This window comes from Pseudomonas gingeri, assembly GCF_013385635.1.
Classification (GTDB): Bacteria; Pseudomonadota; Gammaproteobacteria; order Pseudomonadales; family Pseudomonadaceae; genus Aquipseudomonas; species Aquipseudomonas gingeri_A.
In genome coordinates this window covers 16,304-41,361 of sequence record NZ_JACAPR010000005.1, presented here as the reverse complement: position 1 = coordinate 41,361, position 25,058 = coordinate 16,304, and the positions used below count along the sequence as shown (strand labels likewise).

General features: G+C 62.4%; 25 protein-coding genes. 13 read left to right on the top strand and 12 right to left on the bottom strand.

Annotation, left to right across the window (positions count from 1 at the left end):
* The first annotated feature begins 4 nt into the window (after positions 1-4).
* The 5 genes from HX851_RS04080 (at position 5) to HX851_RS04060 (ending at position 3,702) form a co-directional block, all read left to right on the top strand.
* Positions 5-532: a chemotaxis protein CheW gene (locus tag HX851_RS04080; RefSeq protein WP_177056137.1), complete on the top strand. Its 528-nt coding sequence runs from the start codon at positions 5-7 to the stop codon at positions 530-532.
* Between the two features lies 1 nt (position 533).
* Positions 534-1,346, top strand: coding sequence for a CheR family methyltransferase (locus HX851_RS04075; protein ID WP_177056138.1), 813 nt, complete (start codon positions 534-536; stop codon positions 1,344-1,346).
* Positions 1,343-1,834, top strand: a complete 492-nt coding sequence (locus HX851_RS04070) for a chemotaxis protein CheD (protein ID WP_177056139.1) — start codon at positions 1,343-1,345, stop codon at positions 1,832-1,834. Before HX851_RS04075 ends, HX851_RS04070 begins: the two co-directional genes overlap by 4 nt.
* Positions 1,831-2,886, top strand: a complete 1,056-nt coding sequence (locus tag HX851_RS04065; RefSeq protein WP_177056140.1) for a protein-glutamate methylesterase/protein-glutamine glutaminase — start codon at positions 1,831-1,833, stop codon at positions 2,884-2,886. The genes HX851_RS04070 and HX851_RS04065 overlap by 4 nt, the downstream gene beginning before the upstream one ends.
* Positions 2,887-3,045: 159 nt before the next feature.
* A complete protein-coding gene (locus HX851_RS04060; RefSeq protein ID WP_042935672.1) occupies positions 3,046-3,702 on the top strand; it encodes a response regulator transcription factor in 657 nt (218 codons plus the stop codon).
* Here the strand turns inward: HX851_RS04060 and HX851_RS04055 are convergent.
* Together HX851_RS04055 and bipL are read right to left on the bottom strand one after the other, a co-directional pair.
* A complete protein-coding gene (locus HX851_RS04055) occupies positions 3,687-4,115 on the bottom strand; it encodes an acyl-CoA thioesterase (protein ID WP_177056141.1) in 429 nt (142 codons plus the stop codon). The two genes, HX851_RS04060 and HX851_RS04055, sit on opposite strands and share 16 nt — an antisense overlap.
* A 26-nt stretch (positions 4,116-4,141) precedes the next feature.
* Positions 4,142-5,080 carry a phospholipase BipL gene (gene bipL, locus HX851_RS04050; RefSeq protein ID WP_177065115.1) on the bottom strand — a complete coding sequence of 313 codons (939 nt, stop codon included), beginning with the start codon at positions 5,078-5,080 and terminating at the stop codon, positions 4,142-4,144.
* Positions 5,081-5,191: 111 nt separating this feature from the next.
* Between bipL and HX851_RS04045 the strand changes: the two genes are divergently transcribed.
* Both HX851_RS04045 and HX851_RS04040 read left to right on the top strand, forming a co-directional pair.
* Positions 5,192-5,770: a DUF6436 domain-containing protein gene (locus tag HX851_RS04045; RefSeq protein WP_370590412.1), complete on the top strand. Its 579-nt coding sequence runs from the start codon at positions 5,192-5,194 to the stop codon at positions 5,768-5,770.
* A 119-nt stretch (positions 5,771-5,889) separates the two neighbouring features.
* Entirely contained in the window at positions 5,890-8,256 is a 2,367-nt protein-coding gene (locus HX851_RS04040) for a penicillin acylase family protein (RefSeq protein ID WP_177065113.1), read from the top strand.
* 225 nt (positions 8,257-8,481) lie between these two features.
* Here HX851_RS04040 and HX851_RS04035 read toward each other — a convergent pair whose 3' ends face one another.
* Positions 8,482-9,390, bottom strand: coding sequence for an AraC family transcriptional regulator (locus tag HX851_RS04035; RefSeq protein WP_177065111.1), 909 nt, complete (start codon positions 9,388-9,390; stop codon positions 8,482-8,484).
* 114 nt (positions 9,391-9,504) lie between these two features.
* Between HX851_RS04035 and HX851_RS04030 the strand changes: the two genes are divergently transcribed.
* The 3 genes from HX851_RS04030 (at position 9,505) to HX851_RS04020 (ending at position 10,885) form a co-directional block, all read left to right on the top strand.
* A complete protein-coding gene (locus HX851_RS04030) occupies positions 9,505-9,846 on the top strand; it encodes a carboxymuconolactone decarboxylase family protein (RefSeq protein ID WP_177056146.1) in 342 nt (113 codons plus the stop codon).
* 204 nt (positions 9,847-10,050) lie between these two features.
* Positions 10,051-10,623, top strand: a complete 573-nt coding sequence (rclC, locus tag HX851_RS04025; RefSeq protein WP_177065109.1) for a reactive chlorine resistance membrane protein RclC — start codon at positions 10,051-10,053, stop codon at positions 10,621-10,623.
* A gap of 43 nt (positions 10,624-10,666) precedes the next feature.
* Entirely contained in the window at positions 10,667-10,885 is a 219-nt protein-coding gene (locus tag HX851_RS04020) for a DUF2790 domain-containing protein (RefSeq protein WP_177065108.1), read from the top strand.
* Positions 10,886-11,035: 150 nt separating this feature from the next.
* Here HX851_RS04020 and HX851_RS04015 read toward each other — a convergent pair whose 3' ends face one another.
* Complete coding sequence (locus tag HX851_RS04015) at positions 11,036-12,001, bottom strand: GlxA family transcriptional regulator (protein ID WP_177056149.1); 966 nt, start codon at positions 11,999-12,001, stop codon at positions 11,036-11,038.
* Between the two features lie 251 nt (positions 12,002-12,252).
* Between HX851_RS04015 and HX851_RS04010 the strand changes: the two genes are divergently transcribed.
* Complete coding sequence (locus HX851_RS04010) at positions 12,253-12,939, top strand: M24 family metallopeptidase (RefSeq protein WP_177056150.1); 687 nt, start codon at positions 12,253-12,255, stop codon at positions 12,937-12,939.
* Positions 12,940-13,143: 204 nt separating this feature from the next.
* Positions 13,144-13,785 carry an HD domain-containing protein gene (locus tag HX851_RS04005; RefSeq protein WP_177056151.1) on the top strand — a complete coding sequence of 214 codons (642 nt, stop codon included), beginning with the start codon at positions 13,144-13,146 and terminating at the stop codon, positions 13,783-13,785.
* A gap of 247 nt (positions 13,786-14,032) precedes the next feature.
* Here the strand turns inward: HX851_RS04005 and HX851_RS04000 are convergent, their stop codons facing one another.
* From HX851_RS04000 to HX851_RS03965, 8 genes are all read right to left on the bottom strand, one after another.
* Entirely contained in the window at positions 14,033-14,923 is an 891-nt protein-coding gene (locus HX851_RS04000) for an ABC transporter permease subunit (protein ID WP_177056152.1), read from the bottom strand.
* The gene (locus tag HX851_RS03995; protein ID WP_177056153.1) at positions 14,920-15,840 is read right to left on the bottom strand and encodes an ABC transporter permease subunit; all 921 of its coding nucleotides are present in this window, start codon (positions 15,838-15,840) and stop codon (positions 14,920-14,922) included. The genes HX851_RS04000 and HX851_RS03995 overlap by 4 nt, the downstream gene beginning before the upstream one ends.
* Positions 15,837-16,979, bottom strand: a complete 1,143-nt coding sequence (locus HX851_RS03990) for an ABC transporter ATP-binding protein (RefSeq protein WP_177056154.1) — start codon at positions 16,977-16,979, stop codon at positions 15,837-15,839. Before HX851_RS03990 ends, HX851_RS03995 begins: the two co-directional genes overlap by 4 nt.
* An 80-nt stretch (positions 16,980-17,059) precedes the next feature.
* Entirely contained in the window at positions 17,060-18,154 is a 1,095-nt protein-coding gene (locus HX851_RS03985; protein ID WP_177056155.1) for a polyamine ABC transporter substrate-binding protein, read from the bottom strand.
* A 239-nt stretch (positions 18,155-18,393) separates the two neighbouring features.
* The gene (locus HX851_RS03980; RefSeq protein WP_177056175.1) at positions 18,394-19,485 is read right to left on the bottom strand and encodes a polyamine ABC transporter substrate-binding protein; all 1,092 of its coding nucleotides are present in this window, start codon (positions 19,483-19,485) and stop codon (positions 18,394-18,396) included.
* A 188-nt stretch (positions 19,486-19,673) separates the two neighbouring features.
* The gene (locus tag HX851_RS03975) at positions 19,674-21,038 is read right to left on the bottom strand and encodes an aspartate aminotransferase family protein (RefSeq protein WP_177056156.1); all 1,365 of its coding nucleotides are present in this window, start codon (positions 21,036-21,038) and stop codon (positions 19,674-19,676) included.
* Between the two features lie 55 nt (positions 21,039-21,093).
* The gene (locus HX851_RS03970; RefSeq protein WP_177056157.1) at positions 21,094-22,452 is read right to left on the bottom strand and encodes a glutamine synthetase family protein; all 1,359 of its coding nucleotides are present in this window, start codon (positions 22,450-22,452) and stop codon (positions 21,094-21,096) included.
* A 41-nt stretch (positions 22,453-22,493) separates the two neighbouring features.
* Positions 22,494-23,270, bottom strand: coding sequence for a gamma-glutamyl-gamma-aminobutyrate hydrolase family protein (locus HX851_RS03965; RefSeq protein ID WP_177056158.1), 777 nt, complete (start codon positions 23,268-23,270; stop codon positions 22,494-22,496).
* Positions 23,271-23,548: 278 nt separating this feature from the next.
* Between HX851_RS03965 and HX851_RS03960 the strand changes: the two genes are divergently transcribed.
* Positions 23,549-24,925, top strand: coding sequence for a glutamine synthetase family protein (locus HX851_RS03960; RefSeq protein WP_177056159.1), 1,377 nt, complete (start codon positions 23,549-23,551; stop codon positions 24,923-24,925).
* Positions 24,926-25,058 lie beyond the last annotated feature (133 nt).

Sequence of the window (25,058 nt, the reverse complement as noted above, 5' to 3'; positions counted from 1 at the left end):
GATCATGACTGCGAACCTCAGCCGGCAGCTCCAGGCCCTGCCCGACGCGCCCGTGGCGCTGAGCATCCAGCACCTGTCGTTCCGGGTGCGGCAGGCGGCCTATGCGGTGCCCATCGACCTGGTGCGCGAGATCATCGAGTACGGCGACGTGACCGCCGTGCCGATGATGCCGGCGTTCATCCATGGCGTGATCAACCTGCGCGGCAACGTCGTGCCGGTGCTGGACCTGGCCGCGCGCTTCGGTTTCGAACTGACCGCCGCCGGCAAGCGCACCTGCATCGTGATCATCGAACTGGAACTGGATGACCTCAGCCAGCGCATCGGCCTGGTGGTCGACGCGGTGGATGCGGTCCTCGATATCGACCCGCAGCAGGTGGTCGCCGCGCCCACCTTCGGCGCCGGGATCCGTACCGATTTCATCGCCGGCATGGCCCGCGGCGAACAAGGCTTCACCATCATCCTGAACATCCCGCAGGTGTTGTCCCTGGATGACATCCGCCAGCTCAGCCTTGCCGCGACCCAGGGAAGCTGAGATGTCGAGCTACCTCAAGCTGCCGACCCTGGGCGACAGCGAATTCCGCCGCCTGCAGACACTGATGGCCGAGGCCTCGGGCATCGTCCTGGCGCCGAACAAGCGTCCGCTGGTGGCCGGGCGATTGATGAAACGCCTGCGCCATTACCAGCTCGACAACTACGTCGAGTACCTGCAGATGCTCGACCAGCCGGCGTACTTCAAGGAGCGGCGGCTGGTGGTGGACCTGTTGACCACCAACGAAACCTATTTCTTTCGCGAACACCCGCACTTCGACTTCCTCGGCACCTGGCTGACTCGCCAGAAAGGCCCGCTGAAGTTCTGGAGCGCCGCCTGCTCTTCCGGCGAAGAACCCTACAGCATGGCCATGGTGATCCAGGAAAACCTGCGCGGCGGCGACTGGTCGATCCTTGCCAGCGACCTCAGCCTGAGCATGCTGGAAAAGGCCGCCGAAGGGATCTACGACATGGCCCAGGCCAAGTACTTCCCCCAGGGCTGGCTGCAACGCCATTGCCTGAGCGGCGTCGGCGACATGAGCGGGCGCTTCCGGGTCCAGGCCGCCCTGCGCGAGCGGGTCAGCCTGCGCGAGGTCAATATCGTCCAGCCGCTACCCGACGGGCTCGGCCTGTTCGATGTGATCTTCCTGCGCAACGTGCTGATCTATTTCAACAACGAAGAAAAGCAGCGCATCGTCCAGCGCCTGGTCAGCCAGTTGCGCCCCGGCGGCCTGCTCTTCATCGGTCATGCGGAAAGCATCCACGGCTTCGACCTGCCAGTGCGACTGCTCAACCCGTCGGTCTACGAACGCCTATGAATTCGCCGTTATTCCTGCGCCCCGGCGACTACTTCTTCGGCCAGCACGAAGGCACGGTCACCACCCTGCTCGGCAGTTGCGTGTCGATCATTCTCTGGCACCCGCGCTGGCGCCTGCTGGCGGTCTCGCATTACCTGCTGCCGAACGACCCGAGCGCGCGCAACGGCCTCGACACCCGCTACGGCGAGGGCGTGTTCCAGCGCATCCAGGCCGACATGCGGCGCCACGGCACCCATCCCAACGAGTACCGCAAAGGGATTTTCGGCGGCGGCAGCCTGGTGCGTTTCGAAGGCACGCCGACCCGCAAGATCGGCCACAGCAACAGTGCCTTTGCCCGCGAACAGTTCAGCCTGCGCAACTGGCCGGTGGACCATTGCGACCTCAACGGCCAGCACTACCGCCGCCTGCATATCGACGGCAGCAGCGGTGTGATCGACTGCCAGCGCAACAGCGTGCAACCGCTGCTGCTGGGGAAACGGCCACGATGATCCGGGTGTTTATCGTCGACGACTCGGCCTTGGTACGCCAGGTGCTGACCCAGTGCCTGGAAAGCCATCCGAACATCAAGGTGATCGGCCAGGCGGCCGACCCGCTGTATGCCATCGACAAGCTGCGCCGTGACTGGCCGGATGTGTTGATCCTCGATATCGAGATGCCGCGCATGGATGGCCTGACCTTCCTGCGCCAGATCATGGCCGAGCGCCCGACGCCCACGCTGATCTGCTCGACCCTCACCGAACAGGGCTCGGCGGTCAGCGTCGAGGCACTGGCGGCGGGGGCGGTCGGCGTCTTCACCAAGGCCCGCCTGGGGCTCAAGCAGAGCCTGGAACAGCTCTCCGCCGAACTGATCCGCAAGGTCGAGGAGAGCGCCCGGGCACGACCGATGGCCCTTCGCCACAGTGCCCCTGCCGCAGAATCCGCTCCCACGACGCCAGCCGTTCCCGGGGTGTTCAGGACCACCGACCGGGTAGTTGCCCTCGGCTGTTCCACGGGCGGCACCCAGGCGCTGGAATTCATCCTTCGGCAGTTGCCACGTGACTGCCCGGGGATTGTCATCGTTCAACACATGCCGGAGAAGTTCACCGCCGATTTTGCCCGGCGCCTGGACAAGCTCTGCCAGATCGAAGTTCGCGAGGCCAAGCACCTGGATCGCGTCCATAGCGGCCTGGCCCTGCTGGCTCCCGGAGGCTTGCACATGCAGCTCAAACGCAGTGGTGCGCACTATCAGGTAGAGGTACTCGACGGCCCGCCGGTCAACCGGCACAAGCCTTCGGTGGACGTGTTGTTCCGTTCAGTGGCTCGACAGGCCGGGGCCAATACATTGGGGATTATCATGACCGGAATGGGTGACGACGGTGCCCGCGGGCTGCTCGCCATGCGTGAAAACGGTGCCTGTACCGTTGCCCAGGACGAGGCCAGTTGCGTGGTGTTCGGCATGCCCAAGGAGGCGATCCGCCTGGGTGCCGCGCACTCGGTCGAGCCCCTGGCGAAGCTGCCGAAACTGATCCAGCACTTTGGCGACAGCGGCCGCCACGGTTGACCTGAACCCGATAAGCGTGTGGCGAGCCCGTTGCTGCCCGGCATGCGGGCGGGCCGTGCCTGAATCCGTGTAGACCCTGGGTTGGAATCCAGACACAAAAAACCGCAGCACGCCCACGCGGCGGCTGCGCCCTTCCCTTTGCGCCATGGGCTAGAGCTTATGCTTTGTCGAATACTGCTTGCCGACGATTACCCGCTGTTTCGCGCGGGTATGCGGGCATTGCTGGAAAAACAACAAGAATACGAAATCGTCGGCGAAGCGGGCGATGGCCAGGCAGCGATCGAACTGGCTTCCAGTCTCAAGCCGGACATCGTCCTGCTGGATATGTCGATGGAGCGCATGAACAGCGTCGCGGCGCTCAAGGAGTTGTCCCTGCGGGCGCCGCGCAGCAAGGTGCTGATGCTGTCGATGCACACCGACACGCACTTCGTGATGAAGTGCCTGCAGTTGGGCGCCCATGGCTACCTGCTCAAGACCGCGACGGTGCTGGAACTGGAACTGGCCCTCAAGGCCCTGCGCCACGGTGGCCAGTACCTGTCCTCGGCGGTGGTGCCACTGGTGGTCAACCAGGCGGTACGACAGAGCCATGAGCAGCCGATCAAGGCCAGCCAGGTCGCGCTGACCGCCCGCCAGCTGGAAATCCTCCGGCTGATCGCCCGGGGCGAATCGACCCGCTCCATTGCCGTCGGCCTGGGCCTGAGCGTCAAGACCGTGGAGGCGCATCGCTCGCAGATCATGCACCGGCTGCGGATTCACGACATCGCCGGGCTGGTGCTGTTCGCGGTACGCGAAGGGATCATTCAGATCAATGATTGAAGGGCGTCACGCAGGCCGCCGGGGATCGAAACCGGCTGGTTGCTCGCGCGATCGACGAACACATGGACAAAGCGCCCGGCGGCACAGGCTTCGTCTTCACCGGCCTTGAACACCGCCAGTTCGTATTGCACCGAGCTGTTGCCGAGCTTGCCGACCCGCAGGCCGATCTCGATGCGTTCGGGAAAGGCCACCGAGGCGAAGTAATCGCAGGCGGAGCTGACCACAAAGCCGACGACTTCGCCGTCGTGGATATCCAGTCCACCCTGTTCGATCAGGTAGGTGTTCACCGCCGTGTCGAAAAAGCTGTAGTAGGTGACGTTGTTCACATGGCCGTAGACATCGTTGTCGTGCCAGCGGGTGATGATCGGCTGGAAATGCCGGTAATCGGCACGTTGTGGCAGGCGTTCGGTCATAAGGGCCTCGGCTCGAAGACGAGCGGTCAGAAATGGGCGCCGAGAAAGCTGAAATAGCGCTCGCGGTATTCCGGGAGTTCGTTCGCCAGGTGATGCCGGGCCTCGGCCAGCATCAACACTTCGGGCTGGTCGAACTTGCTGCGCAGCACCGTCAGGTTGTGCTGCCAGTCGACGGTCATGTCGCCATCGCCCTGGACGATCAGCGGTCGCCGCGGGCTTTTCGCCGCACCTTCGATACCCGGGATCCAGCGCGCCAGGGCCCCGACCCAGGCGGTCGGCAGACGTTGCGGTTGCAGCGGATCGGCCTGCAGGAACGGCATGAACGCCGGGTCATGGGTGTTCTCGCTGAAGCGCCGGGCAATGCCTTTGACGAAGGGCTTGAGCAGGTAGTAACTGAGTTTCGACCAGCCCCAGGCCCGTGGCCGCACCAGTGGCGAAAGCAGCACCACCTTGCCCTGGGCCGGGCTGTCGAGGCCGTGCCGGAGCAGATGATCGACGACAATCGCGCCCCCGGTGCTCTGGCCGAACAGGTGCCAGGGCTGTGGCAGGTCAAGGGACCTGGCCTCGTCGAACAAACCCTCCAGCGCCCGCTGGTACTCGGCGAAATCGTCGATACTGGCCCGCTCGCCACTGGACAGGCCATGGCCCGGCAGGTCGCAGGCGATCACCGCGAAACCGCGGTCCAGCGCCCAGTCGATCACGTTGCGGTACAGCCCCATGTGATCGTAGAAACCATGGAACAGGAACAGCGTCGCCACGGGGTTGGGCGGCAGCCAGAGCTGGCTGACCAGGTCGAAGCCGCCGCTCCTGAAAGCGCCGAGGCGGCTGCTGAAGGGCGTGGTGCGATGGGCCAGGTCCAGGCCATAGAAACGCTGGTAGGCCTGCGCCGATGCCGACAAGGGCTGCGCGGCGGCCAGGGGTCGCAGGCTGGCGCGCAGGGAATCGGGGTCGAAAGTGGCAGGCATAAGGGGCTTCCAGGCAAGGGTGCGGCAACGTCGAGGCGTTTTACTGATCTGCGATATTCTTCTGTCAGGGCGGGCATGGCAAGCTACGCGACCTTCGAGGACCGAATCGTCATGCCCCAGACTCGTCACAAGACATTACTCGCCGGCCTGCTCGCCGTGGTGTGCGCGGCGGGCCTGTGGCTGGCCTACGACTGGTTCCAGGGCCGCTATATCCGTGCCTTCAGCGACCAGACCGCGCTGTTTGCCGGTGACCGCCTCAGCCTGCCGGCGGACCTGGCCGGCCCGGGCCGGATCCGCCTGGTGCATTTCTGGGACCCGGCCTGTCCCTGCAATGTCGGCAACCAGCAGCACCTGGGCGAATTGATCGAGCATTTTGCACCGCTGGGCGTGGACTTCTACTCGGTGCAGAAACCCGGCACCCATGGCCAGTTGCCCGCCACCCTGGGCGCCATCCGCCCGCTGGCGAACCTCCCCGGCGCCGAGCACCTGACGGTCAGCCCGGCCGTGGCGATCTGGGACCGCAACGGCCGGCTCGCCTACTTCGGCCCCTACAGCCAGGGCGCCACCTGCAATTCCAGCAACAGCTTTATCGAGCCGATCCTGCAGGCCCTGAGCGAGGGGCGCACGGTCAATGCCACCCACAACATGGCGGTGGGCTGTTACTGCCCGTGGGACGGGGTTGGCAAATGAACAAGGCGAACCGGACTTTTTAAAGTAATCACTCATTGGTGCGATGCATCCAACTACTCGCCTGTGCTAAACCTTAGCGGCTCTGTACCGGTAGCCCTGACACGTACAAGGAACCCCGCATGAAACGCAGCATGACCGTTCTCGCTGTCCTGATCGTCGCCCTGGCCGGCGGGGGAACCTGGTACGTCCAGGGCAAATTGCCGACGCGCCAGGGCCAGGTCACGCTGAACAATCTGCAGGGACCAGTCACCGTGCGCTACGACGAGCGCGGCGTACCGCATATCCGCGCCGAGAACGAGACCGACCTGTATCGCGCCCTGGGTTACGTGCATGCCCAGGACCGCCTGTTCCAGATGGAAATCGTCCGGCGCCTGGCCCGTGGCGAGCTGGCCGAGATCCTCGGTCCCAAGGCCCTGGAAACCGACAAGCTGTTCCGCAGCCTGCGCATTCGTGACCGCGCCGACCGTTATGTCGCTGAACTGGACAAGCAATCCCCCGCCTGGAAGGCCCTGCAAGCCTATCTGGACGGCATCAACCAGTACCAGGCCACTCACGCCAGGCCCGTGGAGTTCGACGTGTTGGGCATCGAGCGCAGGCCCTTCACCGCCGAAGACACCATCAGCATCGCCGGCTACATGGCCTATAGCTTCGCCGCCGCGTTCCGCACCGAGCCGCTGCTGACTTATGTGCGGGACAAGCTGGGCGCCGACTATCTGAAGGTGTTTGACCTGGACTGGCGCCCCCAGGGCATGCTCGGCTCGCCGACACCGCTGGCCGATGCCGACTGGAAAGGCCTCGGCGCGCTGGCCCGGCTCAGCGACGACGCCCTGCGCGATGCCGGGGTGCCGCAGTTCGAAGGCAGCAACGCCTGGGCGGTGTCCGGCAGCCGGACCAAAAGCGGCAAGCCGCTGCTGGCGGGCGATCCGCATATCGCCTTCTCGACCCCGGCGGTGTGGTACGAAGCCCAGCTGTCGGCGCCGAACTTCGAGCTGTACGGTTATCACCAGGCGCTGGTGCCGTTCGCCTTTCTCGGCAACAACCCGGCCTTCGGCTGGAGCCTGACCATGTTCCAGAACGACGACCTGGACCTGATCGCCGAGAAGACCAACCCCGAGAACCCCAACCAGGTCTGGTACCACGGCCAGTGGGTCGAGATGACCCGCACGGAACAGCAGATCGCGGTCAAGGGCCAGTCGCCGGTGACCTTCACCCTGCTGCAGTCACCCCACGGACCAATCGTCAACGATGTGATCGGGGCCAACGCCGGGGCCAGGCCGATCGCCATGTGGTGGGCCTTTCTCGACACCCCGAATCCGATCCTCCAGGGTTTTTACGAACTCAACCGTGCCGACACCCTGGACAAGGTGCGCGAAGCCGCCAGCAAGATCCAGGCGCCGGGCCTGAACCTGATGTGGGCCAACGCCAAGGGCGATATCGGCTGGTGGGCCGCGGCCTTGCTGCCCAAGCGTCCGGCGGGGGTCAACCCGGCGTTCATTCTCGATGGCAGCACCGGCGACGCCGACAAGGACGGCTTCTACCCCTTCAGCGCCAATCCCCAGGAAGAGAATCCTGCGCGTGGCTATATCGTCTCGGCCAACGCCCAGCCGGCCTCGCCCACCGGCATGGTCATTCCCGGTTACTACAACCTCGCCGATCGCGGCCAGCAACTGAACCGGCAACTGGCCGATACCAGCGTGCGCTGGAGCCTGGAGAACAGCCAGAAACTGCAACTGGGCACCACCACCGACTACGGCCCACGACTGCTCAGGCCGCTGCTGCCGGCGCTGCGCGAAGCGGCGAAGGACCCGGCCGAACTGAAGCTGGTGGAGCAGTTGGCAATGTGGAAGGGCGATTACCCGATGAGCTCCACCAGTGCCACGCTGTTCAACCAGTTCCTCTACGAACTGGCCCGCGCGGCCATGCATGACAAGCTCGGCGACGACTACTTCAACACCCTGCTCAGCACCCGAGTGGTGGACGCCGCGTTACCGCGCCTGGCCGCCGATGAACATTCACCCTGGTGGAACGGCAACCGCGCCGACACGGTGAAACGTGCCTGGCAGGCGACGCTGGCCCATCTCAAGGCCACCTACGGCGACGATCCGGGCGCCTGGGTGTGGGGCAAGGCCCATACCCTGACCCACGGCCATCCGCTGGGACGGCAGAAGCCGCTGGACCGCTTGTTCAATGTCGGCCCGTTCGATGCGCCGGGCACCCACGAAGTGCCGAACAACCTCTCGGCGAAAATCGGCCCGGCGCCCTGGCCGGTGACCTATGGCCCGTCGACCCGCCGCCTGATCGACTTCGCCGATCCGGACCACAGCCTGACCATCAACCCGGTGGGACAGAGCGGCGTGGTGTTCGACAAGCACTACAGCGACCAGGCCGAAACCTATATCGAAGGCGGGTACGAGCAGGTGCACATGAACGAGGTCGAGGTCTCGGCCAATACCCGCAGCGTGCTCAAGCTGATGCCGGCCAGATAACTCCCCCTGATCGTTCCCACGCTCCGCGTGGTAACGCAGCCCGTGACGCTGCGCGTCACAAAAGCGGACGCAGAGCGTCCATAGAGGCATTCCGACGCAGAGCGTGGGAACGATCATCAAAACACAGGTTTCTCTGTGGGAGCCGGCTTGCTGGCGATGAACGATAACGCGGCGTGTCTGAAACACCGCGTCGCCTGAATCGCCAGCAAGCCGGCTCCCACAACTCTAGCCACCCGCCCGGCGAAGACGCCCTGGCGCCTCGCCGTAGATTTCCTTGAATTTCTTGCTGAACGCCGCCTGCGATTGATAGCCGGCCTGTGCGGCGATATCGCTCAGGCCCAGGTGGGAATTGCTCAACAGGTTATAGGCCAACTCCATCCGTACCCGCGTCAGCAGCACCCACGGCGATTCCCCCGCGACCTTCACGAACGCCCGCATGAAGGTGGCCCGCGACATGTTCGCCAGCGCCGCCAGGCCGTCGATGGTCCACTCGTGGGCCGGATCTTCCAGCATGCCCTGCCAGGCCTGGCTCAGGCGCTTGTCCGCCAGCAGCGCCAGCGTCCCGCTGGCCTGCACCTGCTGTTGCAGGTAGACCCGCAGGATCAGCGTGAACAGCGCCGACGACAAGGCATCCACCAGGAACCGCGCCCCGGCCTGATCGCCATCGGCCTCGACCCGCAACAGCCCCACCAGCGCCGCCAATTGCCCGCTGGCCGGCAGGTCGCGACTGGACACCAGCAGGTACTCCGGCAGCGCCGCGAACAGCATCGACTCGCGCTGGTAATGGAAACGCCCGCACAGCAGGTCCAGCTCCACGCGCTCGCCGCCGAGCCGATGCACCGGCAGCAGGCCGCCCTGGCTGACCCGTGGCGGGGCCGGTGCCACGCGCTGCCCGGGGCTACGCAGCAGATGCGTGCCGCCGCCGGGAAAAACGAGGATATCCCCGGCCTGCAAACGCACCGTGCGGCCGCCCGGCAATTCGGCCTGGCAATCGCCGCCGAGGACGATGTGATACGGCGCGACACCGACGTTTTCCCGCTCATGATCCATCGCCCAGTCGCCCTGCAACTGGCAGCGCAGATCCAGGCTGCCACGGACCCCGGCCAGCACGATGAGTTTATCGATCGAGTTCATTTGCGCATATCGGACAAAGGGTTGAGTAAATCGGACAAAAGTGTCTACACCCAATAGGGAACACTAAGTTCGTTGTTTGAACAGTCTACTCTCACTTATTCAGGAGTTACCACCATGTTTCTTAACTGGCCCGAACTACTACCCACCATCAAGAATGCATTTGGCGCGTTGGGAAAATCCAATCCGAAGATGGTCCAGGCTTATATGAAGCTGGATGAAGCCGCGGCGGAAAACAATGTGCTGGACGCCAAGACCCGTGAACTGATTTCCATTGCCGTGGCGATTTCCACCCGTTGCGACGGCTGCATCGGCGCCCATACCGACGCCGCGATCAAGGCCGGCGCGACCCGCGAGGAAGTCGCCGCCGCCCTGGCCACGGCTATTTCGCTGAACGCCGGGGCCGCCTATATCTACTCGCTGCATGCTCTGGAGGCTTACGACAGCCTGAAACCCTGAGTCATCGCCGACGCTGTTCTGCTTCTCTCTCCCTTTTGGGCCCGGGCACTTTGCTGTCACGGGCTCTTTTTTTATTTATTCATTTCTTTCCACAAGAACACCTGAGACGAATGAGTAAAAAGTTGAGCACAACAGACAAGAACAACAACTTCCGAAACTTCAGAATAAACCCACTTGTTAACCACTGAAGTTCGGAGAAACACCATGTCGTCTTCCTCTACTCCCTGGCTGCGATTGCTCGGCGGTCTCGACACCCTCGGCGTCCACTTGATGCGCCTGGCCATCGGTATTGTGTTCCTGTGGATCGGCGCACTGAAATTCGTGCCGTTCGAAGCGGACAGCATCACCCCGTTTGTCGCCAACAGTCCGTTCATGTCGTTCTTCTACGAGCACCCCGAGGACTACAAGGCGCACCTGACCCACGAGGGTGAGCTCGACCTACAGAAACGCGCCTGGCAGACCGCCAACCACACCTACCGCTTCTCCTTCGGCCTTGGCCTGGTGGAAATCGGCATCGGCCTGCTGGTGTTGCTCAACCCGCTGTCACGGCGCCTGGGACTGCTCGGTGGCCTGCTGTCGTTCGCCACGCCGTTGGTCACGCTGTCCTTCCTGGTCACCACGCCTGACGCCTGGGTCTCGGCGCTGGGCGACGCCCAGCACGGCTTTCCCTACCTGTCCGGCGGTGGTCGGCTGGTGCTCAAGGACACCCTGATGCTCGCCGGTGCCGTGCTGGTGATTGCCGATTCCGCCCGTGCGTTGCTGCGTGAACGTACCTGAAGTTTTTCCCGCCCCGCTTTTTTACTACCTCTGGAGTACTGCCATGAAAACCCTGATCGCCCTGTTCCTGACCGCCGTTTCCGTCACTGCCTTCGCCGATGGGCAACCCACGCAAAAGCCGGATATTGCACATGTCATCTCCATCACCGACACGCAGGAAGCCTGCGGCATCGTGCCGGTACAGATGGTCTATGAGGATTCACAGGGCGTGCGGCATACCCTGGCGTATCAGGTGTGGGGCGACGGCTGCTCCGGGAATTGAGCACAACGGGAGCCTTGTGCGCAGGCCAATGGCCTCTTCGCGGGCAAGCCCGCTCCCACGGGTTCTGAGCCATACCTGATGTCTGTGTACGACCAGGACCTTGTGGGAGTGGGCTTGCCCACGAAGAGGCCGCTGAAGCCACCACAAGGCTCAGACCAAACCGGCAAAATGCTGGCGAAACTGCTGCGGCGTCACCCCCAGGCGTCGCTGGAACACACTGCGCATATGGTGCGCGTCGCGAAACCCGCATTCGTAGGCAACGGTCTTCAATGGCGAGTTGCCGCTTTCGAGCATCACCCGCGCCGCATCCACCCGCGCACTCTCGACAAACTCCGCCGGGGTCACCCGGGTCTCGCGGACAAACACCCTGGAGAAGTTACGCGCACTCATGTTGGTCGCCCTGGCCAGTTCGGCGATGCTCAGGTCCCCGGTCAGATGCGCCAGCACATACTGCTGTACCTGGGCCACCGGCGAGGACGCCTCGGCATAGGGTGTCAGGTAGGGACTGAACTGCGACTGGCCGCCCGAGCGCTGGGTAAACACCACCAGCCGCTTGGCCACGTTGAGGGCCACTTCCGCGCCCTGGTCGCGGGACAACAGGTACAGCGACAGGTCGATCCCCGCCGTCACCCCCGCCGAAGTGAACAACGTGTCGTCCTGGATATACAGGCGGTCGGCCTCGACCCGCGTGGTCGGGCACAGCGCCGCCAGGGCCTGGGAGTCATTCCAGTGGGTGGTCACCGTCCGCCCCTCCAGCAATCCGGCACGGGCCAGCATGAACGCACCGTTGCAGATCGAACCGAACAGCCCGGCACGCGCGCTGGCCGCCCGCAGCCAGGCATGGAACTCATCGCCGAAATCCTGCCCCGGCAGGCTTGGCCCGCCGGCACACAACAACAGGTCGTAGCTCGCCAGGGCTTCGCTGAAATGCCGGTGCGCCTGGATCGCCAGACCGTTGGAACACGGCACCCAGCCGCGTTCGACCCCAATCACGTCGAGCTGGTAGTGGGCCTCGGGCAGGAGGAAGCGGTTGGCTTCGGCGAAGACATCCATCGGCCCCGTGACATCCAGGGACTGGACGCCGGAGAACACGACAACGGCGACGGTACGGGTCATGGAACAAGCCTCATTCAGATCAGCCCTACGGTAACCAAAGCCCTGACACGATGCGAGGCGGACCTTGCCGCTGGCCGGAAAAGCCCGCTGCTTGGCACGATTGCGACGCCTGCCGCGAGCCCGGCCGGAAAACCCGCCAGGCTGTCCGGATTGCGCCCCTCGCGCGGCTACGGGGCGCCCTGGCCGATCCTGATAATAGCCGGCCTTGACGCGGCACTGGCGCCGCGTCGTTGAGCGGAGCGATGTACACCATGAGCACCCCTGTTGTTGTAAACGCCGAACGTGTCGGCCCGGCCTTTTCGGTCGACGGCATGCTGCTGGCCCGGCAGAAAACCCGTGAAGTGATTGCCCGTATCGCCGAGCGCGTGGAGCCGGGCATGGTCGAGGAAGAGGCGGTCGAGATGGCCAAGCAGGTCCTGGTCGGCAGCGGCCTGCAACTGAGCTGGCACCCGACCCGGGTACGCTTTGGCAGCAACACCACCAAGGCCATGAAGCAGTCGTCGGAGCCCGGCATCGTGCTCCAGGACAATGACATTTTCTTTATCGACCTGGCACCCCGTGTCGAAGCCTGGGAAGGCGACGGCGGCGCGACCTTCGTGGTCGGCCAGCACAAGGAATACCAACGGTGCGCCCGTGACGCCGAGAACCTGTTCCACGAAGTGCGGGAAATCTGGACCCGCGACAAGCTCAGCGGACGGGCGCTGTACGACCATGCGGACCGTATCGCCCGCGCCATGGGCTGGGAGCTGAACTTCGACCTGCCGGGCCACCGAGTCTCGGACTTCCCCCATGCGACCCTCCACACCGGTTCCCTGGCCGAGTTCGAACTGAGCCCCTCGGCCATGCGCTGGATCCTCGAGATCCATATCCGCGACCCGCAGAAACGCTTCGGTGCCTTCTTCGAAGACATGCTGCTGGACGACGCCTACTACGCTTGAGCAATCGAGCCGGTGGCCGTGTTTGCACGTTCAGCCTGCCGGCTGATCGCGAGCCGTCTCGGTGCCTGCGGGGAATCGACACTGGCGCGAAACCCGCCCCGAATGGCCGCAATCGCCACCTTGTGTCGATAGCGGCCAACCCGCCTCCCCGCCAGACTGGTTCCATCGGCGCCAACCCGGCGCTCGCCCCCAGGAGTCATGACCATGAGCAACACCATTGCCGGTATCAGGATCCCCGACAGCGCACTGGCCAGGGCAACCACCGAATACATCCGCGACGTGGAAAGCGACCTGCTGTACCACCACTCGCGCCGGGTGTTCCTGTTCGGCGCCCTCAGCGGTGAACGCAAGCAACTGGCCTACAACCCGGAACTGCTCTACGTCGGCGCGATGTTCCACGACCTTGGCCTGGTGGAAGGTCATCGCAGCGACGACGACCGCTTCGAAGTGGACGGCGCCAACGCCGCCAAGGCGTTCATGAAGCCCTACGGGCTGTCGGATGACGACATCGAACAGGTCTGGCTGTCGATTGCCCTGCACACCACGCCGGGCGTGCCCCAGTACCTGCGGCCGACCGTGGCGCTGGTGACGGCGGGGGTGGAGATGGATGTACTGGGGATGGACTATGCCGCGTTCCCGACCGCGCAGCGTGAAGCGGTGGTGCATGCGCATCCACGGGGTGAAGGGTTCAAGGAGTGCATTATCTGCGCATTCGCCGACGGGCTGCGTCATCGTCCGCTGACCACCTTCGGCAACGTCAAGACCGACGTGCTGAAGGACAAGGACCCGAGCTTCAAGCCGATGAACTTCGTCGAGGTGATCCGGCGTTCGCCGTGGGCTGAGTGACTCACCTGCGGATGTGTCGGTGGTCTTGAGGGCCTCATCGCTGGCAAGCCAGCTCCCACAGGGGTCTCCAGTCGTACACAAAATCCATGTACGCCCAGAACCTGTGGGAGCGGGCTTGCCCGCATTGCGGCATTCCGAGGGCCTCATCGCTGGCAAGCCAGCTCCCACAGGGGGTTCCAGTCGTACATAAAATCCATGTACAACCAGAACCTGTGGGAGCGGGCTTGCCCGCGAAGCTTTTTGAACGCTACGCGGTCTCGGTCGCCGGCGCGCGACGCACGTCCGGCTGTTTCCACGAATCCGCCGCACCTTCCTCGATGGCTTGCTGGATGGCTTTCTTGCGGCGCTCTTCGGCCTGACGGCTGAAGTACCAGACCAGGAAGGTCACCAGCGACACCGCCAGCAGGATCAGGCTCGCCACCGCGTTGATCTCCGGCTTCACGCCCAGGCGCACCGCCGAGAACACTTCCATCGGCAAGGTGGTGGAACCCGGACCCGAAACGAAACTGGCCAGTACCAGGTCATCCAGGGACAAGGCGAACGACATCATGCCGCCCGCCGCCAGCGAGGGCGCGATCATCGGGATGGTGATCAGGAAGAACACCTTCCACGGCCGCGCACCGAGGTCCATGGCCGCCTCTTCGATGGACAGGTCCAGCTCGCGCAGGCGCGCCGACACCACCACCGCCACATAGGCCGCACAGAACGTCGTGTGAGCGATCCAGATGGTGACGATGCCACGCTCCTGGGGCCAGCCGATCATCTGCGCCATGGCCACGAACAGCAGCAACAGCGACAGACCGGTGATCACTTCCGGCATCACCAGCGGGGCCGTGACCAGGCCACCGAACAGGGTGCGGCCCTTGAAGCGGGTGATACGGGTCAGGACAAACGCCGCCAGGGTGCCCAGCGCCACCGCCGCGATGGCGGTGTAGCAGGCGATTTCCAGCGAGCGGGCGACCGAGCCCATCAGTTGGGTGTTGTCCAGCAGGCCGACGTACCACTTCACCGACCAGCCGCCCCAGACCGTCACCAGCTTGGAGGCGTTGAACGAGTAGATCACCAGGATCAGCATCGGTAGGTAGATGAACAACAGGCCCAGCACCAGCATCAGGTTTGAAAAACTGAAGCGCTTCATTCCTTGCCCTCCATTTCTTTAGCCTGACTGCGGTTGAACAGAATGATCGGCACGATCAGGATCGCCAGCATCACCACGGCGAGCGCGGACGCCACCGGCCAGTCTCGGTTGTTGAAGAACTCTTGCCACAGCACTTTACCGATCATCAGGGTTTCCGGACCGCCGAGCAGCTCGGGGATCACGAACTCGCCCACCACCGGGATGAACACCAGCATGCAGCCGGCGATGATGCCGTTCTTCGACAGCGGCACGGTGATCTTCCAGAAACTGTTGAAGCGGCTCGAACCCAGGTCGGATGCGGCTTCCAGCAGGCTGTTGTCGTGCTTCACCAGGTTGGCGTAGAGCGGCAGGATCATGAACGGCAGGTAGGAATACACCACGCCGATATACACCGCCAGGTTGGTATTGAGGATCTGCAGCGGCTCGCTGATCAGCCCGGTCCACATCAGGAACGCGTTGAGCAGCCCGTTGTTGCTGAGGATGCCCATCCAGGCATAGACGCGGATCAGGATCGCGGTCCAGGTCGGCATCATGATCAGCAGCACCAGCACGGTCTGCAATTCCTTGCGGGCGCTGGCGATGGCATAGGCCATCGGATAGCCGATGAGCAGGCACAACAACGTGCTGAAGAAGGCCATCTTCAACGAGCCAAGATAGGCCGCCAGGTACAGGTCATCGTCGCCCAGCATCGAATAGTTGCCGAGGTTGAGGATCAGTTGCAGCTTCTGTTCGACGAAGGTGTAGATCTGGGTATACGGCGGAATCGCCACGTCCGCTTCAGCGAAGCTGATCTTCAGAACGATGAAGAACGGCAGCATGAAGAACAGGAACAGCCAGAGGAAAGGGATCCCGATGACCACATGGCGGCCAGAGGGGGTTATTCGATGCAGCTGGCGCTTGAGCTTTCGCATGTTCATGAGCGCAGTACCACGCCGCTGTCGTCTTCCCACCAGACGTACACTTCATCACCCCAGGTCGGCCGCGCGCCCTGGCGCTCGGCGTTGGCGACGAAGGACTGCACCAGCTTGCCGCTCGGCAACTCGACGTAGAACACCGAGTGACCACCGAGGTAGGCGATATCGTGCACCTTGCCGCGCGACCAGTTGTACTCGCATTGCGGCTGCGTCGTGGTGACCAGCAGCTTCTCCGGACGAATCGCGTAGGTCACGCTCTTGTCCTGGACCGAGGTGGACACGCCGTGGCCGACATAGATACTGCGTTCCAGCTCGGGGCTGGTGATCCGCGCATAACCTTCGGCGTCATCGACTACCGAGCCTTCGAAGATATTGACGTTGCCGATGAACTCGCAGACCAGGCGGCTGGTCGGGGTTTCATAGATGTCGATCGGGCTGCCGATCTGGGCGATCCAGCCCAGGTGCATGATCGCGATCCGCTCGGCCATGGTCATGGCCTCTTCCTGGTCGTGGGTCACCATGACGCAGGTCACGCCGACGCGCTCGATGATCTCGACAAGCTCAAGCTGCATCTGCGAACGCAGCTTCTTGTCCAGAGCACCCATGGGCTCGTCGAGCAGCAACAGCTTCGGCCGCTTGGCCAGGGAGCGGGCCAGGGCCACGCGCTGGCGCTGGCCGCCGGACAACTGGTGCGGCTTGCGCTTGGCGTACTGGCTCATCTGCACCAGCTTGAGCATTTCGGCCACGCGGGCATCGATCTCGGCTTTCGGGATCTTGTCCTGCTGCAGGCCGAAGGCGATGTTCTGGGCCACGGTCATGTGCGGGAACAATGCATAGGACTGGAACATCATGTTGATCGGCCGCTCGTAGGGCGGCATCTCGGTGATGTCCACGCCATCGAGGTAGATCCGGCCTTCGGTCGGCCGTTCAAAACCCGCGAGCATGCGCAGCAAGGTGGATTTACCCGAACCCGAGCCGCCGAGCAGGGCGAAGATCTCGCCCTTCTTGATTTCCAGGGACACATCGTCCACGGCAATCGTCTCGTCGAACTTCTTCGTGACCCGGTCGATCTTGACCAACACCTGCTTGGGTGATTGGTCGCCCTCGAGGGCTTTCTTATAGGCGCCGGAGGCAACAGCCATTTGCAAAACTCCCAACAAAATTTAACCGCGGGGCCAAGACGGCCCGGCGTTGGATAGTTTGACCCGAGGGTCCCTTCGGGCTACTTGCCCGACTTCACCTTGGTCCAGCTACGAGTCATCAAGCGTTGGATTTTCGGGGGTAGTTCAGAGTTGACATAAAGCTTGTCCACTACAGCTTGCGGTGGGTAAACCGCTTCGTCGGTGCGCACGGACTGATCCATCAGTTCGCCAGCCTTTGGGTTCGGGTTGGCATAACCGACATAATCGCTGACCTGGGCGATGGCTTCAGGTTGCAGCAGATAATTGATGAAAGCGTGAGCCTCCTTGACGTTGCCGGCGTCCTTGGGAATCGCCAGCATGTCGAACCAGAGGTTGCCGCCTTCCTTGGGAATCACGTAGGCGATATCCACGCCTTTCTTCGCTTCTTCGGCGCGTTTCTTCGCCTGGAAGATGTCGCCGGAGAACCCGGCGGCCACGCAGATCTCGCCGTTGGCCAGATCCGAGATGTACTTGGACGAGTTGAAGTAGGTGACGTACGGACGCACCTTCAGCAACTTCTCTTCGGCCAGCTTGTAATCGCTTTCATTGGTGCTGTTAGGGCTCAGGCCCATGTAGTTGAGCACCGCCGGCAGCATCTCATCGGCCGAGTCGAGGAAGGCCACGCCACAGCTGGAAAGCTTCTTGATATTCTCCGGCTCGAACAGCACCGCCCAGGAATCGATCTTGTCGACGCCCAGCGCCGCCTTGACCTTCTCGACGTTGTAGCCGATGCCGTTGGTGCCCCACAGGTACGGCACGGCGTACTGGTTGCCCGGATCGTTCTTCTCCAGGCGTTTCATCAGCAGCGGGTCGAGGTTGGCGTAGTTGGGCAACTGCGACTTGTCGAGCTTCTGGAAGGCACCGGCCTTGATCTGCTTGCCGAGGAAGTGGTTGGACGGCACGACCACGTCATAGCCGGTGTGCCCGGCCAGCAACTTGCCTTCCAGGGTTTCATTGGAATCGAACACGTCATAGACCGGCTTGATACCGGTGGCCTTCTCGAAGTCGGCCAGGGTGTTCTCGCCGATATAATCGGACCAGTTATAAATATGCACGGTGGGCGCGGCCTGGATACTGACGGTCAACGTCAGGCCGGCACCGACCAGCATGGCTTTGCGAAACAAAGAAATAGACACTCGCAGGTCCTCTCATTAGTTGGGCCTGAGTTGCCCGGGCCACATGGCGTCAAACCGCCCGGTGACAAAACCGGCGCGCAACTTACCCTCGATAAACCGATCCAGCAAAGTTTTCTGTCGATGGGCGTGTACCTTGTGGGAGCCGGGCTTGCCCGCGAATCGCCAGAACGCCGCGGTGCGTCAGGCACACCGCGTTATCGTTCTTCGCGGGCAAGCCCGGCTCCTACAGGTGGGGCCGCTTATTTACCCGACTTGATCTTGGTCCAGCTGCGGGTCAGCTCGCGCTGGGTCGCGGCCGGCAGGTCGGCGATAGCGTAGAGCTTGGCCTGTACGTCCGCGGGCGGGTAGATGCCAGGGTCGCTGGTGATGCTCTGGTCGACCAGGGCGGTAGCCTTGGCGTTACCGTTCGGGAAGCGCACGCTGTTGGTGATCGCGGCCATGACTTCCGGCTTGAGCAGGTAGTTCATGAACTTGTAGGCACCGTCGACGTTTTCCGCATCCTTGGGAATGGCGACCATGTCATAGAAGCTGCCTGCGCCTTCCTTCGGAATGTCGTAGGCGACCTTGACCTTGTCACCGGCTTCGGCGGCGCGGGACTTGGCCTGCTGGACGTCACCCGAGTAACCGACAGCCACGCAGATGTTGCCGTTGGCCAGATCGGAAATGTACTTGGACGAGTGGAAGTAGGTGATCGAAGGACGAATCTTCAGGAACAGATCCTCGGCCTTCTTGATGTCTTCCTTCTTCTGGCTATCGGTCGGCAGGCCCAGGTAGTGCAACGCCACCGGCAACATCTCGGTCGGCGAATCGAGGAAGCTCACGCCACAGCTCTTGAGCTTGGCAATGTTTTCCGGCTTGAGCAGGATGTCCCACGAATCGATCTTGTCCACGCCCAGTGCGGCCTTGACCTTCTCCGGGTTGTAGCCGATGCCGATCGAACCCCACATGTACGGGAACGCGTGCTTGTTGGCCGGGTCGCTGACCGAAACCGCCTTCAGCAGATCCTTGTTCAGGTTGTCGTAGTTGGACAGCTTGGACTTGTCCAGTTCCTGATAGACGCCCGCCTTGATCTGCTTGGCCAGGAAGTTGTTGGACGGCACCACGATGTCGTAACCGGACTTGCCGGCCAGCAACTTGGCTTCCAGGGTTTCGTTACTGTCGAATACGTCGTAGACCACCTTGATCCCGGACTCTTTTTCAAAGTTCGCGATGGTGTCCGGGGCGATGTAGTCGGACCAGTTATAGATGTGCAGCACCTTGTCATCGGCCTGGGCGGCAGCCATCGCGCCCAGCAAAGACAGGGCAAGGAGAGTCTTGCCAGTGTTCTTCAAACCTAATGCCTTCATGCGTCATGCTCCAATTTTTCTTTTTGACCAGCTGTTCGGCGGCCGATTCCCGGGCAACTCGGAACAGTGGGGTAGTCTGGCAAGATCCCAGGTGGGCTTTCAAGGAAAGACCCGCCTTTCTGATCGCTCCGAGCGAAAGTGCCTACAACACACTTGCGCTCAGAGCCTAGCACTTAGCCCTGCAACGCACTCAGGGTCAGATCCAGGCATTGACGTGCCTTGGCCACCAACTCGTCGATCTCGGCCTTGCTGATCACCAGTGGCGGGGCAATGATCATGGTGTCGCCGACGGCACGCATGATCAGGCCATTGTTGAAGCAGAACTGCCGGCAGATCATGCCGACGCCCTTCCCTTCGTACCGCGCACGGGTGGCCTTGTCCTTGACCAGTTCGATGGCCCCCAGCAGACCCACACCGCGAACTTCACCCACCAGCGGGTGATCGTTCAGTTCCCGCAGACGTTTCTGCAAATAGGGTGCCGTTTCGGCGTGGACGTTCTCGATAATTTTTTCATCGCGCAGGATGCGAATGTTTTCCAGGGCCACCGCCGCCGCCACCGGGTGGCCGGAGTAGGTGAAACCGTGGTTGAAATCGCCACCTTCATTGAGGACCGCGACCACGTCGTCACGCACGATCAGGCCACCCATGGGGATGTAGCCGGAAGTCAGGCCCTTGGCGATGGTCATCATGTGCGGCTTGAGGCCGTAGAAATCGGTACCGAACCACTCACCGGTGCGGCCGAAGCCACAAATCACCTCGTCGGCGACAAACAGGATGTCGTACTTGGCGAGGATTTCCTTGACCCGCGGCCAGTAGCTGTCCGGCGGCACGATCACACCGCCAGCGCCCTGGATCGGCTCGGCGATAAAGGCCCCGACGGTGTCCACGCCGAGTTCGAGGATCTTTTCTTCCAGCTGGTTGGCCGCCCAGATGCCGAACTCTTCCGGGCTCATGTCGCCGCCCTCACCGAACCAGTAAGGCTGTGGAATATGGACGATGCCCGGGATCGGCAGGTCGCCCTGTTCGTGCATGTAGGTCATGCCACCCAGGCTCGCGCCGGCCACGGTGGAACCGTGATAACCGTTCTTGCGGCTGATGATGGTTTTCTTCTGCGGCTGGCCCTTGATCGCCCAGTAGTGGCGAACCATACGCAGCATGGTGTCGTTGCCTTCGGAGCCGGAACCGGTGAAGAACACGTGGTTCATGCCTTCGGGGGCGATATCGGCGATGGCCTTGGCCAGTTCCAGCACCGGCGGGTGGGCGGTCTGGAAGAACAGGTTGTAATAAGGCAGCTCGCGCATCTGCTTGCTGGCGGCATCGGCCAGTTCGTCACGCCCGTAACCGATGGCCACGCACCACAGGCCGGCCATGCCGTCGAGGATCTTGTTGCCTTCGCTGTCCCAGAGGTAAACGCCCTTGGCGTTGGTGATGATGCGCGGGCCTTTCTCTTTCAACTGTTTGAAGTCGCTGAAGGGGGCCAGGTGGTGATCGCTGCTGAGGGCTTGCCACTCGCGGGTTTGCGGGTTGTTGCTGGTCATACGGTTCTCCTGGATAACAGTGAGGGCGCGGCTATGAACCGCCGCGCCCGGCGCATCAGACGGCAAAGAGCAGGAATTCCCGCTCCCACGAACTGATGACGCGCTTGAAGTTTTCATGCTCGGCCCGCTTGACCGCGACGTAGCCTGTGATGAATTTCTTGCCCAGATATTTCTCGATGGTCTTGCTGTTTTCCATCCGCTCCAGGGCGTCTTCGATGGTCAGCGGCAGGCGCAGGTTGCGCCGCTCGTAACCGCGACCGACCACCGGCGCGCTCGGCGTCATGCCTTCGACCATGCCGATGTAGCCACACAGCAGGCTGGCGGCGATGGCCAAGTACGGGTTGGCGTCGGCACCCGGCAGGCGGTTTTCCACCCGACGGTTCTGCGGGCCGGCATCCGGGACCCGCAGGCCCACGGTACGGTTCTCTTCACCCCATTCCACGTTCACCGGCGCCGAGGTGTCCGGCAGGAAGCGGCGGAACGAGTTGACGTTCGGCGCGAACAGCGGCAACAACTCGGGGATCAGCTTCTGCAGGCCGCCGATATGGTTGAGGAACAGGTCACTCTTGGTCCCGTCCTCATTGGAGAAGATGTTCTTGCCGGTCTCGATGTCGATGATGCTCTGGTGCAGGTGCATCGCACTGCCGGGCTCGCCGGTCATCGGCTTGGCCATGAAGGTCGCGGCCACGTTGTGCTTGAGCGCCGCCTCGCGCATGGTGCGCTTGAACACGAGGATCTGGTCGGCCAGGGACAGGGCATCGCCGTGACGGAAGTTGATTTCCATCTGGGCCGTGCCGTCCTCGTGGATCAGGGTGTCGAGATCCAGTTCCTGCAGTTCGCACCAGTCGTAGACATCTTCGAACAGCGGGTCGAATTCGTTGGCCGCCTCGATGGAGAAAGACTGGCGACCGGTTTCCGGGCGGCCGGAGCGACCGATTGGCGGTTGCAGCGGGAAGTCCGGGTCTTCGCAGCGCTTGGTCAGGTAAAACTCCATTTCCGGCGCCACGATCGGCTGCCAGCCCTTGTCGGCATAAAGTTTCAGGACCTTCTTGAGCACGTTGCGCGGCGACAGCTCGATGGGGTTGCCCTGCTTGTCGTAGGTGTCGTGGATCACCTGGGCGGTGGGCTCGATGGCCCAGGGCACCAGATACACCGCGTTGCTGTCGGGGCGGCAGATCATGTCGATGTCCGCCGGGTCCAGCAACTCGTAATAGATGTCGTCTTCGACATAGTCGCCGGTCACGGTCTGCAACAGAACGCTCTCGGGCAGGCGCATGCCTTTTTCGGCAATGAACTTGTTGGTCGGCGAGATCTTGCCCCGGGTGATCCCGGTGAGATCGCCAATCATGCATTCGACTTCTGTGATCTTGTGGTCTTTCAACCAATCGGTGAGCTGGTCGAGGTTGTTACTCATAAATGCCTCTGGGCTGGGTTTCCTGACCTGCATAATAGAGGTCAGGCGTTCGTTGACGCATCCGCGTCGCGTTGTATTGCCCGCTTTCGACAGGCATCGCCAAATGCCTGGAAAATCGCCAGGTAGACGGGATTCGACTGGACCCGCCATTCCGGGTGCCATTGCACACCTAAAGCAAAAGCCTTGCCTCCTGTCACCGAGACCGCCTCGATCAGGCCGTCCGGGGCCCGTGCCTCGACCCGCAGGCCAGGCGCCAGGCGGTCGACGCCCTGGCTGTGGATCGAATTGACCTGGAACTCCAGCGGCAGGCCGAGGCCCGCCAGGACGCCACCCGGCTCGACCTGCATCGCGTGCGCGGGACCGTACTGGACCTCCAGCGGCTGGCTTTCGTCTTCACGATGATCCATGAAGGTTCCCACTTCATGAACCTTCTGATGCAGGCTGCCGCCGAACGCCACATTCATTTCCTGGAAGCCGCGGCAGATGCCGAGCACCGGAATGCCCGCCGCCACGGCGGCGCGGATCAGCGGCAGGGTGGCGCGGTCCCGTGCAGAATCATGAGCAGTGCCCGACGCGCTGGCCGGACCGCCGTACAAATGAGGTTCTACGTTGGAGGGAGAGCCGGTAAAAAGAAGGCCATCGATACCGTCCAGAATATCGGACGGCTCGAACAGGTCCGCCAATGACGGGAGGATCACTGGCAAGCCCTTGGCGGCGACAGCGACTGCGCGGACGTACTTATCGCCACTGATGTGATAAGCATGCAAACCGACCTGTTTGGAGCAGGCGGTGACGCCGATTAACGGCAGGCGAGACATGAAGCACCCCGGTATTATTGCTGTTATGGGTTTTAATCGAGCTTAGCCTTGTTCATTTTTTTACACAACACCCCCGTAAAAAATACAACACGGCCCGCTCAAGCCTGCGGTGCCCAAGGGCGCACAGGGGCAAAAAACGCCCCAAAATGCCCCAAAAAAGGCCTTCAAGCGCTTTTTCAGGGCAAAAAATGCCTCGCTTGACTTCGGCATGCCGTTCGGGTTGACTGAAACCAGAAAAGATCAATGATTGATATTTTTAACAACAAAGGTGTTGCATCATGTCGGTACCCCCGCGTGCCGTTCAGCTTAACGAAGCGAACGCGTTCCTTAAGGATCATCCTGAGGTTCTGTACGTAGACCTTCTAATTGCGGATATGAATGGTGTGGTGCGCGGCAAGCGCATCGAACGCACCAGCCTCCACAAGGTTTACGAGAAAGGCATCAACCTGCCGGCCTCATTATTTGCCTTGGATATCAATGGCTCTACGGTGGAAAGCACCGGCCTGGGCCTGGACATCGGTGATGCTGACCGAATCTGTTATCCGATCCCTGACACCCTGTGCAATGAACCCTGGCAAAAGCGCCCCACCGCGCAACTGCTGATGACCATGCACGAACTCGAAGGTGAACCTTTCTTCGCCGACCCTCGCGAAGTGCTCCGCCAAGTTGTAAGCAAATTTGACGACCTCGGTCTGACCATCTGCGCCGCCTTCGAACTCGAGTTCTACCTGATCGACCAGGAGAACGTGAACGGCCGTCCGCAACCGCCCCGCTCGCCGATCTCCGGCAAACGCCCGCACTCGACACAGGTCTACCTGATCGACGACCTCGACGAATACGTCGACTGCCTTCAGGACATCCTCGAAGGTGCAAAGGAGCAAGGCATCCCGGCCGACGCCATCGTCAAGGAAAGTGCCCCGGCGCAGTTCGAAGTGAACCTGCACCACGTGGCCGACCCGATCAAGGCCTGCGACTACGCGGTCCTGCTCAAGCGCCTGATCAAGAACATCGCCTACGACCATGAGATGGACACCACCTTCATGGCCAAGCCTTACCCGGGCCAGGCGGGCAACGGACTGCACGTCCATATCTCGATTCTCGACAAGGAAGGCAAGAACATCTTTGCCAGTGAGGATCCCGAGCAGAACGCCGCACTGCGTCACGCGATCGGCGGTGTGCTCGAGACCCTACCGGCGCAGATGGCCTTCCTCTGCCCGAACGTCAACTCCTACCGTCGTTTCGGCGCACAGTTCTACGTGCCGAACTCGCCGTGCTGGGGCCTGGACAACCGGACGGTGGCGATTCGCGTACCGACCGGCTCGTCCGACGCCGTGCGTATCGAACACCGCGTCGCCGGTGCCGATGCCAACCCGTACCTGCTGATGGCTTCGGTCCTGGCCGGCGTGCACCACGGCCTGACCAACAAGATCGAGCCAGGCGCCCCGGTCGAAGGCAACAGCTACGAGCAGAACGAGCAGAGCCTGCCGAACAACCTGCGCGATGCCCTGCGCGAGCTGGACGACAGCGAGATCATGGCCAAGTACATCGATCCGAAATACATCGATATCTTCGTGGCCTGTAAAGAGAGCGAGCTGGAGGAGTTCGAACACTCCATCTCCGACCTCGAATACAACTGGTACCTGCATACCGTGTAAGCGGTTGCGGTAATAAAGAAGAACGCCGCCGGCCTTGGGCCAGCGGCGTTTTTTTATGCCCGCCTGCCGGCGGATCGCCAGCAAGCCGGCTCCCACAAGATCCCAGGCCAGACGAGGGTCCGTGGCGAGGCGG